Genomic DNA, 12,225 nt, shown 5'->3' with positions numbered 1-12,225 from the left:
GCCTCACTCTTCATCCTTAACTAAACACGACCGTTGACCTAGAGTTTGCACTCTTGAATCTACTATGCACTCTTGAATCTACTCGGTCGCAGGACCACGTCCGATCGTTTGTATAATCAGCAGGAAACGTTGCGGTGGCGATGATTCACTCGATAGACTCGATCCCGGAACCAACACCACGACGTCCGCAGTTATCTCGTGACGGGGACAGATGATATGAACAGACGTGAAAATCACAGAGCAATCGGCGGGAAGTGCAACGAAAGCACGACCGTACTGAGCCAGATGAAACCTACTCGGTCGACGGAGCGTTCATCGAGGGAACCAGAGACGTCACGTTGAGCCGAATCCGCATCTCGCCCGAACAACCGCGTACATTGTCGATACGTTCGCACGGACTGACAACACTCCCCCTCCACTTTGTCCGCTGTTGTCGGCTACATTCCTGAGAGAACGGGTAATGACGAGGTCAATTTCGGTAGTAGTAGCGTAGTTTGCCTACTACTACCGGAGTGTATTTGGATGCTACGGGCCAATATTCTCTAAGTTATACTAAAGGTATCGGTATCATATAACTCATTTTCGTCACCCCCACCTTCTCACCGGGGAACAGCGGACAAAGTGGAGGGGGTGTGTTACCCCAAGTATTTATTCCAACGGGAACAGCGGACACTCCGGACACGGTGGTTTTATTAATCACGTCAACGATAGTAAAGGCGTAATGGTCCTCTTCGAACGGGACAACGATATCTATCGCGATCGAGACGCCTTACGGGAGGACTACCAGCCCGAAGCGCTCGTCGGTCGGGACGAGGAGTTGCAGACGTATCAGGCGGCGCTGCAACCGGTAATCAACGGGGAACAACCGAACAACATCTTTCTGTACGGAAAAACCGGTGTCGGGAAAACTGCTGCGACGAAATATCTCTTAGCTCATTTGAAAGACGATGCCGCTCAATACGACGATATCGATCTCTCTGTTATTTTCTTGAACTGCGACGGACTGACGAGCTCGTATCAGATCGCGACTCGTCTCGTCAACAGCCTCCGTTCGGAGGCCAATCAGATCTCTACGACCGGCTACCCGTTGGCCTCCGTATACGAGATGTTGTGGGAGGACCTCGATGATCGGGGTGGGTCTATTCTCGTCGTACTCGACGAGATCGATCACGTGAACGACGATAGCATTCTCTATCAACTCCCTAGAGCGCGGGCTAACGGCGACCTGGACGTCGCTAAGGTCGGCCTGATCGGCATCTCGAACGACTTCTCGTTCCGCGACGACCTCTCTCCAAAGGTGAAAAGCTCCCTGTGTGAACAGGAGATTCACTTCCCCGCGTACAACGCCGAAAACCTCCGCGCCATCCTCGAACAACGCGGGGACGTCGCGTTTCACGACGGCGTCCTCAGCGACGAGGTGATTCCGCTGTGTGCGGCCTATGGAGCGAAGGACGCGGGTGACGCACGACAGTCGATCGATCTGCTGATGAAAGCCGGTGATCTTGCCCGAGACGAGGAGACTGCAACGATCACAGAGGAACACGTTCGCCGCGGGCGGCGAGCGCTGGAGCGGGGACGGATCAAAGAGGGAATCAACGGACTCACCGAGCACGGGCATCTCGTGTTGTATGCGCTGTTGACACTCGACCTGGAGGGCGAGGCCCCGCTTCGCTCTCGCGACGTCAGACCGCGGTACACGCGGTTCGCGGAACTGGCGAACCGGGATCCCCTCGTCCCACGCCGGATGCGCGATCACCTCAGCGAGTTGGCGATGCTCGGTATCGTCTCCGTCACCGAACGAAACGAGGGTCGACGCGGGGGGACGTACCGAGAATACGCTCTGGATATGGACGTCGAACTGATCCTCTCGGCGATGATGGAAACCGTCGAGGTCGTCGGTGTCCACGATTCGGTCGCTCCGTACGTCGATGCGGACGCCAACGCCGAACCGCCGACGCTCGAAGACTTTTCTGAAGTATAATGGGTCTCTCTCGGTTCCAATTGGACCAACTATCGCGTGGGATCTATTGCAACTGAATCCCCAGCAGAATAGACGCTGCTCGAACTGACGACTCGTTTGAACCGGACTGACAACCCGTTTTAACCGGAAGACTCTAAAAGCCTTCCAACAGAAGCTCAGAGCCCAGTGCTACGGTATTGACGGCTCATACCACTGATTAGCCTCTCTCCCACCCCACTATGTCCGGAGAAATTTGCAGGTATTTTTCAGGGTGAGTAGAACAACGGACGCAGTGGTGTGCCAGAGGGGGGTTCTCCGGACACGGTGGGGTCGCTATTTGTTTTTAACTCCGGACATCACGGTGTCCCTCGGTGGCCCTGTATGTCTTCTTTGCTACCGTCGTTTCATTCCGGATTTCAGTGAGAACTCAGCGGTATCTCCCGAGGCGATAGACTGGATCTCACCGGATCACTGGTTACCCGATGCTTGTCGGACCACACGGCTTATGACGAATCCACTTGTCTGTGTATCCATCTGTATGTTTGGGACGAGTGGGATTCGCGGTCCCGTGGGCGATGTGGTGAATGCACGCCTCGCACTGGATGTCGGGCGAGCCGTTGCAGCTGAGCTGAATACGGTGGTCGTGGGGCGAGATGCTCGGACGACAGGCGAGGTACTCGCGGATGCGGTATCGGCGGGCGCGCGCGAATGTGGGGCGGACGTCGTTCGCGTCGGTGTCGTGTCGACGCCGACGCTCGCGCGGTCGGTTCAGTGGCTCCGAGCGGACGCGGGCGTCGGCATCACCGCCTCGCACAACCCCGCTCCCGATAACGGCATCAAACTTTGGAATCCGTCGGGACAAGCGTTCACCCCCGATCAAACCGACGATATCGAGGGCCGTCTCACGAACGACGGCGTCGAATCGGCTTCCTGGGACGCGTTCGGCACCGAACGCGCTGTCCACGACGCCTCGGAACGCCACGTCGATACACTGGTTAGCGGTCGACGCGGCGTTCCGTCCGTCCACGCGTCTACGTCATCGCCAAACCCTGTTGCGGCTGGACGGGAACCGTTCGATGAAGTACCTGAACAGGAGCCGTTCGATGATCTTTCGGTCGTCGTGGACCTCGGGAACGGGACCGGCCGCGTGACTGTCGACGCGCTGTACGAGTTGGGAGCGACGGTTCACACGCTCGATGCGCAACCGGACGGTCGCTTTCCGTCGCGAAAGAGCGAACCGAACGCCGAGACGCTCACCGCGCTCCGATCGGCTGTGCCGTCGCTCGAAGCGGACTTCGGCATCGCCCACGACGGCGACGCCGACAGGATGGTTGCCGTCACTCCCGACGGCGAGTACGTCCCCGGAGACGTCCTGTTAGCCCTGTTCGCCCGCGACGCCGTCCGCGCGGCCGCGTTCGACGAAGAAGAGTCAGCAAACGACCATCCGAAATCGGCCAACACGGCGGATCAGAAGCGTCCACACGTCGCGGTCCCCGTCGACACGAGCCTCGTCGTCGCGGATACGGTGAAAAACGCCGGGGGAACGGTGACACGCACACCCGTCGGCGACGTTCACATCGCCGCCGCCGCGTCGAAAGCGGAGTACGTCTTCGGAGGGGAACCGTCGGGAGCGTGGATCTGGCCGGACGCAACGCTCGCCCCGGACGGGCATCTCGCTGCTATACGACTGTCGTCTCTCGTTGCGCAGCGCGGTTCGCTCGAATCCCTCGTCGACGACATTCCGACGGAAACGTACACCACGCGTCGAAAGAACGTTTCCGTCAGCGATCGGTCGGAGTCGATGGCGGCGATCGAAGCGGAACTCCGTCGGCGCTACGACGACATCGACACGATCGACGGACTCCGCGCCGACACCGACGACGGGTGGTTCCTCGTCAGACCGAGTGGCACAGAGCCACTCATCCGGGTGACCGCGGAGGCTCGTGACGAGCGACTCGCAGACGATCTTTTGGAATCTGCCCACGACGTCGTTACGGATCGGGCGATCCGGTAAGGATCGGGACTTCGCGCGTTTCTCTTATGCGGGTATCGAAGGTTTCCCCTGAGTGTGATGGCTCCGGTGGCTCCGTGAACTGTTGACGTCGTGAGCGCAGATTCTCCCCGGACCCGCATCCATCAGTTCAAACGGACACGCAGAACAGCGGACAATGTGGTGTGGGGGACGTAATATATCCGGGTTAATTGCCTTGAGGCGGGTGTTTTCGACGACTCCGTGAATTTGGCTATGGGCAGTTGACCATCACTAATATTCACCACTGATACGCCCGTATTGTCAGTCGTAATGGAAATCGAAGCCGCAGTAATCGAGGAGGAAGGGGGACCGTTCACGATCGGAGACGTTGAGCTGGAGGAACCGCAGGCCAACGAGGTTCTCGTTCGGATCGTCGGCGCGGGTGTCTGCCATACCGATCTCACCGTGCGGGACCAGCTCTATCCCACTCCGCTTCCGGCCGTCCTCGGACACGAGGGTTCTGGCGTTGTCGAAGCCGTCGGCGATGAGGTGACAGACGTAGAAGCCGGTGACCGCGTCGTACTGAGTTTCGATTACGACGACGACTGTTCGAGCTGCCAGACCGGCCATCCGGCGTACTGCGTGGACTTCTTCGAGCACAACTTCTCCGGCCGCCGACCGGAAGACGGCACGTCACCGTTATCCCGTGCTGGCGAGACGGTCAGCGGGCGGTTCTTCGGCCAATCGTCGTTCGCGACGCACGCGATCGCCACGGAACGCAACGTTGTCCCCGTCGCCGACGACGTCCCCCTCGAGCTTCTCGGCCCCCTCGGATGTGGTGTTCAGACGGGTGCGGGCGCAGTGATCAACTCTCTGAACCCGCAGGCCGGATCGTCGATCGCGATCTTCGGATCCGGATCGGTCGGCCTCTCTGCTGTCCTCGCCGCTGATCTAAAGGGGTGCACGGACATCATCGCGGTCGACCTCCAGGAGAACCGCCTCGAGAAAGCCACGGAACTCGGTGCGACGGCGACAGTCAACCCCGAAACCGTCGACGACGTGGTGGAAGCCGTTTCCGCGGCGGCCGACGGCGGTGTCGATTACGCCGTCGAATCCTCGGGCGTCGTCGAGGCCGCAGAACAGGCGGTTGAAGCGCTCACCCACCGCGGAACGCTCGGCATCGTCGGCGCACCACCGATGGGTTCGGAGGCGAGCTACGACGTCAACGACCTCCTCCTCCACGGCCGATCCATAACTGGAATCGCCGAGGGCGACAGCAATCCCAAGGAGTTCATTCCCGATCTGATCGAACTATACCGACGAGGGAAGTTCCCGTTCGACGAGTTCGTCACCTACTACGACTTCGAGGAAATCGAAACGGCGGTCCAGGATTCCGAACGCGGTGAGGCGATCAAGCCCATCCTGCGAGTGAGTGAGCCCTAACTGCCGTCGTCAGGGGTGTCACGGGTACCGCTCTCCTCTGTTTTCGGTGTGTCTCGCGATACATCATACCGAGTCCTGCAACATTCTGCTTCAAATTCTGCGCCAATACACTCGCAGTGGTGCTGCGACACTCCGACAGCGAAAAACGTTTATATACGCTGTCGGTTAGACTCAGGTGAACGATTACGTCCGTTCGGTCGAGTCGGCGATTTCGACATCGACCCCGCAACACTCCGGAGGTGAGGGCCACGCATTTTGGTGGCTCCTGCCCACGGCTTTCCACTATGTATGAGCACTAACGACACGACTGATCCGCTCGAAGCGGTCAGAACGAAACTCGAATCAGAAATTCCAGACGATCTCGTTGTCTCTCGCGTCGCCTACGAGGGCCCCGAACTCGTCATCTACACCGAGACGCCGCGAGCGTTCGCCGAAAGCGACGGCCTCATCCGACGCCTCGCCAGCACACTCCGAAAGCGTATCACGGTTCGCCCCGCGGCGGGCACACAGCTCGACCCCGCCACGGCGAAACCGAAGATCCTGAATCTAATTCCGGAAGAGGCGGGCATCACGAACCTCCAGTTCTATCCGGCGACCGGAGAGGTTCTCATCGAGGCGCAGAAACCAGGTCTCGTCATCGGCCGCCGAGCGAGCACGCTCCGAGAGATCACTCAGGAGGTCGGCTGGACGCCCGACGTCCTCCGCACGCCGCCGATGGAATCGTCGACGGTGGACAACGTCCGCAACTTCCTGATGCAGGAGCGAGACGACCGGCGCGACTTCCTCGAGCGAGTCGGCAAACGGATTCACCGCGAACAGACCGGAGAGACCGATTGGGTCCGCGTGACCACGCTCGGCTGCTGCCGGGAGGTCGGCCGGGCGAGCTTCGTCCTCAGCACCCCCGAAACCCGAATTCTCGTCGATTGCGGCGACAAACCGGGTGCGGAGGGTGAAGTGCCGTATCTTCAGGTTCCCGAGGCGAACCCGATCGCCGACCTTGACGCAGTGGTTCTCACGCACGCGCACCTCGACCACTCGGCGCTCCTCCCGTTGCTTTTCAAGTACGGCTACGACGGACCGGTCTACACGACGGAGCCGACGCGCGACCTGATGGGACTACTCCAACTCGACTACCTCGACGTGGCCGCCAAGGAGGGGCGAACGCCGCCGTACGACTCGGAGATGGTTAGAGAGGAACTCAAGCATACGATTACGGTGGATTACGGGGACGTCACTGATATCGCACCCGATATCAAGCTGACATTCCACAACGCCGGGCACATCCTCGGATCGGCGGTGACGCACTTCCACATCGGCGACGGTTTCCACAACATCGTCTTCTCCGGCGACATCCATTACGACGACACCCGCCTGTTCAACGGCGCGTCAAACGACTTCCCGCGCGTGGAGTCGCTCGTGATGGAGTCGACCTACGGCGGCCGAAACGACTACCAGACCGATCAGGAGGACTCCGAGCGCAAACTCACCGAACTCATTCGGGAGACGCACGACCGCGACGGCAAAGTCGTCATCCCGGCGTTCGCTGTCGGCCGCTCCCAGGAGTTGATGCTGGTCCTCGAAGAGGCGATGCGCGAGGGCCGACTTCCCACGATGCCGATTTATCTCGACGGGATGATCAGGGAGGCGACAGCCATTCACACGGCGTATCCAGAGTTCCTCCGCGACGGACTCAGAGATCGGATTCTCCACGAAAACGAGAACCCCTTCCTCGCCGACCAGTTCCAACAGGTCGATGGCGGCCAGGAGATGCGCGAGGAGATCGCCAGCGGCGAGCCCTGCATTATCCTTTCGACCTCGGGGATGGTCACCGGTGGCCCGATTATGTCCTGGCTCGAACTGCTCGGCGGCGACGAGGAGAATCAGCTCATCTTCGTCGGGTACCAGGCGCAGGGAACGCTCGGCCGCCGGATCCAGAGCGGTCGCCGGGAGATCCCGTTCAGTGACCGTGGAAGTCGCTCCGAGCAGTTAACGCTGCGTTTCGACGTCGAATCGGTGAGCGGCTTTTCGGGCCACGCCGATCGGAACGGGCTCGAAAATTTCGTTGGCACGATGAACCCCCGGCCGGAAGAGATCATCTGCGTCCACGGCGACGAGTCGTCGACCGATCAGCTCTCTTCGGGACTCTACCAGAAATTCAACGTGCGCACGTACGCACCGCGGAACCTCGAAACGTTCCGATTCGACTGAGAACGACACTGGCGGTTACCGACACGTGGAAGGTACCAACACGTAACACTTGCCCCGTGGTAGCAAGTGGTGAATAGACACGTGAGCGAACTGCCCGAATATCCCGCCAGACACAGCAAAAACCTCTCGTGAGACTACTTTCGTTACCCTTCGACGGTTAGCTCGGTCTCTGCCTCCGGTCGCTGGTACTTGTCCTCGAACTCCTGGATAAGTTGACCCATCTTTGCGTACCAGTCGTTGAGCATCCGCTGCATACTGTCGGAAATTTTCTCGGGATCCGTCGGCGAGTAGACGTGATAGTAGCCGCCCTGTTCGTAGTTCACCTGTTCCTTCTGGATGAACCCCGACTGCAGTAACCGCTGGATCGATCGGTACGCCGTCGAGCGCTCGCGTTCGACGATGTCTGCGACCTCGTCGACGGTGAGCGGTTCACTGGCCTGAACTAAGACCTGAAAGCACTGCTTATCGAGATGCTTGAGCCCGTGGAAGCACTCGAGTAACCCCTCACATTCCATATCCTGCTTGAGTTGTTCGGACATCGAATCTGGCATTTGTTGGTAAAACCTTGGAACCGTGTGATTAAAAGGCTTGTGTGGAGTTCGTACAATCTCGCAGATCCAGCCTCTCGAATTGGGCCGTTCGGAAATCACACAAACCGACCGTCTCGCGTGTTTCGAGGCGACTTCTGTCAATCAGCTGTGGCTGACTGGTGCGCTGATTGCTTGCGCAGTTCGACGATACTACTGTAGACGACCATTCCACTCACCAGTAGCGCAGATCCGACGATCAGCGCCAAGCTGACCGCATCGAACACCGGTATGTCGAGGTAGCCGCCGATTTCACGGACGGCGACGGCGATCGATCCGCCGAGGAGCATCAGACCGAAGTAGACCTTGATCTCGCTCTCGTCGACGACACTCGTGGCGGCCGAACCGACGCGAGCGCCGAAGGCACTGCCCGCCAGAAGCGGCAGGACGATCGCGAGATCGACACCCCCATCCATCGCGTACAGGAAGCTCCCGATCCCGCCCGAGAAGACGATCTCAAACAGGTCGGTCCCCACGGCGATCGGCACGGGAACGCCGATGAGATAGAACAGCGCGGGCATCCGGATGAAGCCCCCACCCACGCCGAGGAACCCGGACAGGAGGCCGGTGGCGAACGCGACGCTGAGGATCATCCACAGCGACACGGTGACCCCGCCGCGGAGACTGATCATCGGCGGGACGCGGTAGGACTGAATCTTCTTCGCGATGTCGGGGATATCGTCCGCGTTGGCTTCTCCCTCCGCGTCGTGGTCGATCCCGCCGTCGCCACCGCCTTTCAGCGATTCATAGGTGACGAACACGCCGATCCCGCCGAGGAGCACGACGTACGTGACGCTGATGATGTTGCCAGCCAGCCCCAGCGACTCGAGGTGTAAAACGATCTCCTTACCGACCTCGATCCCGAGCGTCGTCCCCGCGATCATCAACACGCCGAGTTTGTAATCGACCTGACCGAGATCCCGGTGCTTCAGGGTCGCGATGACCGACGTCCCGAAAACGAACGCGAGCCCGCTGCCGACCGCGACTCTCGAGGGGTACCCCATTACCAAGAGTGCGGGTGTGACCAGGAACGACCCTCCCATCCCGAAGAATCCGAACAGAACGCCGATGAGGAGTCCGAATCCGACGAACAGAATCAGCGTGCCCGCGCCGATTCCGAATAGCTCTATCATCCGTCGTTATTCCCCCCCGAGCATCTGACGGACGGTCGGCTCCAGTGCTCGGGTCAGCGCCCCGTACCCGACGTAGAGGATGATCGCCTCGACGAGAACCGTGCCGACCAACACCACCGCCTGTGTGGTTCCCGTTCCCGATGCTCCCATCAGCGCTCCGATGTCTGCCATTGTTGACCTCCTTTCGAATTGCGTGGTTGTGTGCTACCCATACTTTTCTGCTCATCTCCCCGTATCCGCTTGCACGTAATAACGCTTTTGGGATTATTACACAATACTATTTTCGGGACGCATCGATACGTTATAGGAAACAAATCAGTCACACCGGATGCCGAAACCACGTCCGTCCAGTAAGATACGTCTAATAAGGCGTGTAGAATCGACTTATCTCGACTCACAAGGAGACCGTGAAACCGACTGAACGAGAACACGCGCCTCTACTGTTGTATTATGTTGTCATAACAGTACGAGAGTTGCCCCGTATCCGAGGACTAGCGAGAGTAGAAGCGACCCGCCCCACGCACCGACGGTGACCGCTATTTTCTTCGTGTCGACGACATCGCGACCGCCGACCGCGATGCCGCTTCCGATAATGCCGCTCACGATCACCTCGTTGAACGATACCGGAACGCCGAGAAACACAGCGGTCTGTGCGATCAGAAACGAGGGAATAAGCGTCGCGATCGATCGACGCGGCCCCAACGAGGAGTAATCCTGCGACAGTGATTTGATCATCCTCGGCGCCCCCGTCCACGAGCCCACGAGGATGCCGAGTCCCCCGCCGACCAGCACGGCGAACGTAGAGACCGGTTCGATTTCGGCGGCCAACGGAAGCAACGGGCCGACGGCTAACCCGACTTGACTCCCCCCGGCGGAGAACGCAACCAACGATCCGAGCCCCAGGAGGACCCTTCGCAGCCCGCCCGCCTGATCGCGTGATACGTCCCGGTAGACGGTGATTCCGGTCATCGCCCCGGCGACGACCGTCGTCGCGACGATAGCCACTGTCGGATCGATCGCAACCACTCCTGCGACACGCTCTGCGAGCGATCCCGGAGCGCGGCCGGGTCCGAGCATCGGAAAGTCGAGATTTACGACCACCGCTCCGACCACCCCGGCGAGTACGGGCACGCTGAACCGTTCCGGAACGTCCTCTCGCGGGAGGACGCTGGCGATGAGATATGCGATCCCGCCGCCGACGAACGGCGTCGCCACCCAGACGAGACCGATCTGTCGGTACTTCGGCCACGCGGGCGCGCCGCCGAGCGCGAGACCGACACCTACCACGGCACCGGTGACGGTGAAGGCCGTCGCGATGGGGTAGCCGGTGTAAATCCCGATCGCCATCAACCCGGCACCCAGCGTCAACACGAGGATGACGCCCGCGGCGGGTAACGAGACGCCCTCGATGAGTCCGCTTCCGATCGCCTCCGAGACGTTCGCTCCCTGCGTGACCGCCCCGAGGAATCCGAAGACCCCCACGACGAACGCGGCTCGCATCGTCGATATCGCGTTCGCTCCGACCGCCGGAGCGAACGGGGTGGCCCCGCTCGAACCGGCACCGACGACCCAGGCCATAAACAGACTCGCCGCCGCGGCCACGCCGAACAGAGCAAGTACTGTGAGGTCCATCGATAACAGCGAGTTCAGTGTTGCACTCCGGTCGTCACGTACCACATCGACGGTCGTTCGAACGGGTTCCTTTCCGCGCTGTCAGCGTCCGCATCGGGGGTGGTTCGGTCGAGTGCGTTCATTCGTTGTTGGCTCCTACCGGATTGCGAGGCAAAAAGGTTTGCATAGAAATCCAACAACTATACAATATTAAACCGAGAAACGATCTCTTGGCGTCGATCAGTTCCGTCGTCACCAGTTCGGGTGACGTTTCGAGGGCCGTCTACGACTCGAGCATCACTCGTGCTTATCGCCCGTCGACGGGGCGCGGTTCACCTCGATCCGCCCGGTAGATGGCGCTGTCTGCCCGGTAAGGGCCGTTCGCACTTTGCCCGCGAGCACGGCGATGACGTAAATCCCCACGGCGACGAGGACGATGACCGGTCCGCCGGTCGCTCTCCCATAGTAGGCGACGCCGATCCCGAGCAAGACGGCCGCCTCCGCGAGCACGATCGAGACGTAGATCGACTCCGTGAAGCTCCGGGAGAGCTGGGAGGCGGCGGCGACTGGGACGACCAGCATCGCTGCGACCAGAATGACACCCATAATCTGCATCGCGCCGACGACGACGAGCGCGGTGAGCATCACCAGTATCCGGTTGTACCAGTTGACTGAGAGCCCCGACACGGCCGCAGCCGTCTCGTCGAAGGTGACGTAGAGCAGTTGATTTCGGGTCACTGCGACCGTGCCGACGATCGCGACGAACAGTGCCAGAAGGATCACCGCGTTCGTCGGCGAAACCGTCGAGAGGTTCCCGAACAGGTACTGATCGATGCCGACCGACAGGCCGCCCGCGTTGATGCTGATGAGCGTGGATCCGAGAGCGAACCCGGTCGAGAGCACGATCGCCATCGACACGTCGTTGTACGCGTCGGTCACCTCAGAGATGAGTTCGATGACCAGCGCCGCGATGACAGCGACGACGACGGCCGTGAGATACGGCGAGACGCCGAGATCGAGGATCGCGTTGAGAAACAGTCCAACGGCGACCCCCGCGAAGGCAGTGTGCGCGAGCGCGTCACCGATGAGCGCGAGCTGTCGGTGGACGAGGAACGTCCCGATGAGCGGGGCGACGATTCCGATACAGAGGCCGACCAGGATCGCTCTGTACATGAACCTGTAGTCGGGACTGAGCATTTCGAGGCCGGTGACGTGATACACCTGCACCAGGAGCCAGTACCACGCCTCCAGGATCCAGAACAGCGGTGAGAGGAGCAGCTCAAACACCCCCTGCTGCATCGGAACGACGAG

9 protein-coding genes are annotated in these 12,225 nt (G+C 60.3%); 4 read left to right on the top strand and 5 right to left on the bottom strand.

Annotated elements, in window-relative coordinates:
* The first annotated feature begins 721 nt into the window (after positions 1-721).
* The 4 genes from FJT57_RS12735 (at position 722) to FJT57_RS12720 (ending at position 7,583) form a co-directional block, all read left to right on the top strand.
* Positions 722-1,981: an orc1/cdc6 family replication initiation protein gene (locus FJT57_RS12735; protein ID WP_144905804.1), complete on the top strand. Its 1,260-nt coding sequence runs from the start codon at positions 722-724 to the stop codon at positions 1,979-1,981.
* 517 nt (positions 1,982-2,498) lie between these two features.
* Entirely contained in the window at positions 2,499-3,974 is a 1,476-nt protein-coding gene (locus FJT57_RS12730; RefSeq protein ID WP_144905802.1) for a phosphopentomutase/phosphoglucosamine mutase, read from the top strand.
* 288 nt (positions 3,975-4,262) lie between these two features.
* Positions 4,263-5,375, top strand: coding sequence for an NAD(P)-dependent alcohol dehydrogenase (locus FJT57_RS12725; RefSeq protein ID WP_144905800.1), 1,113 nt, complete (start codon positions 4,263-4,265; stop codon positions 5,373-5,375).
* A gap of 288 nt (positions 5,376-5,663) precedes the next feature.
* Positions 5,664-7,583, top strand: coding sequence for a beta-CASP ribonuclease aCPSF1 (locus tag FJT57_RS12720; RefSeq protein WP_144905798.1), 1,920 nt, complete (start codon positions 5,664-5,666; stop codon positions 7,581-7,583).
* A gap of 143 nt (positions 7,584-7,726) precedes the next feature.
* Here the strand turns inward: FJT57_RS12720 and FJT57_RS12715 are convergent, their stop codons facing one another.
* The 5 genes from FJT57_RS12715 to FJT57_RS12700 form a co-directional block, all read right to left on the bottom strand.
* Positions 7,727-8,134: a helix-turn-helix domain-containing protein gene (locus tag FJT57_RS12715; protein WP_144905796.1), complete on the bottom strand. Its 408-nt coding sequence runs from the start codon at positions 8,132-8,134 to the stop codon at positions 7,727-7,729.
* A 137-nt stretch (positions 8,135-8,271) separates the two neighbouring features.
* Positions 8,272-9,303: a sulfite exporter TauE/SafE family protein gene (locus tag FJT57_RS12710; RefSeq protein ID WP_144905794.1), complete on the bottom strand. Its 1,032-nt coding sequence runs from the start codon at positions 9,301-9,303 to the stop codon at positions 8,272-8,274.
* Positions 9,304-9,309: 6 nt separating this feature from the next.
* Positions 9,310-9,453 (bottom strand): DUF7512 family protein, encoded by a 144-nt coding sequence (locus FJT57_RS16440; RefSeq protein WP_449405211.1) that lies wholly within the window; start codon positions 9,451-9,453, stop codon positions 9,310-9,312.
* Between the two features lie 306 nt (positions 9,454-9,759).
* Complete coding sequence (locus FJT57_RS12705) at positions 9,760-10,935, bottom strand: inorganic phosphate transporter (protein ID WP_144905792.1); 1,176 nt, start codon at positions 10,933-10,935, stop codon at positions 9,760-9,762.
* 276 nt (positions 10,936-11,211) lie between these two features.
* Positions 11,212-12,213 (bottom strand): metal ABC transporter permease, encoded by a 1,002-nt coding sequence (locus FJT57_RS12700; RefSeq protein ID WP_144905838.1) that lies wholly within the window; start codon positions 12,211-12,213, stop codon positions 11,212-11,214.
* Between the last annotated feature and the right edge of the window lie 12 nt (positions 12,214-12,225).

Source organism: Halobellus captivus (assembly GCF_007655485.1).
Lineage (GTDB): Archaea > Halobacteriota > Halobacteria > Halobacteriales > Haloferacaceae > Haloquadratum > Haloquadratum captivum.
This window is presented reverse-complemented; position numbering and strand designations above follow the sequence as displayed.

Excerpts from the sequence above, each read along its gene's own strand:
- FJT57_RS12725 (WP_144905800.1), top strand. The coding sequence starts at position 4,263 with ATGGAAATCGAAGCCGCAGTAATCGAGGAGGAAGGGGGACCGTTCACG.
- FJT57_RS16440 (WP_449405211.1), bottom strand. The coding sequence starts at position 9,453 with ATGGGAGCATCGGGAACGGGAACCACACAGGCGGTGGTGTTGGTCGGC.
- FJT57_RS12700 (WP_144905838.1), bottom strand. The coding sequence starts at position 12,213 with ATGCAGCAGGGGGTGTTTGAGCTGCTCCTCTCACCGCTGTTCTGGATC.
- FJT57_RS12710 (WP_144905794.1), bottom strand. The coding sequence starts at position 9,303 with ATGATAGAGCTATTCGGAATCGGCGCGGGCACGCTGATTCTGTTCGTC.
- FJT57_RS12735 (WP_144905804.1), top strand. The coding sequence starts at position 722 with ATGGTCCTCTTCGAACGGGACAACGATATCTATCGCGATCGAGACGCC.
- FJT57_RS12720 (WP_144905798.1), top strand. The coding sequence starts at position 5,664 with ATGAGCACTAACGACACGACTGATCCGCTCGAAGCGGTCAGAACGAAA.
- FJT57_RS12705 (WP_144905792.1), bottom strand. The coding sequence starts at position 10,935 with ATGGACCTCACAGTACTTGCTCTGTTCGGCGTGGCCGCGGCGGCGAGT.
- FJT57_RS12730 (WP_144905802.1), top strand. The coding sequence starts at position 2,499 with ATGTTTGGGACGAGTGGGATTCGCGGTCCCGTGGGCGATGTGGTGAAT.
- FJT57_RS12715 (WP_144905796.1), bottom strand. The coding sequence starts at position 8,134 with ATGCCAGATTCGATGTCCGAACAACTCAAGCAGGATATGGAATGTGAG.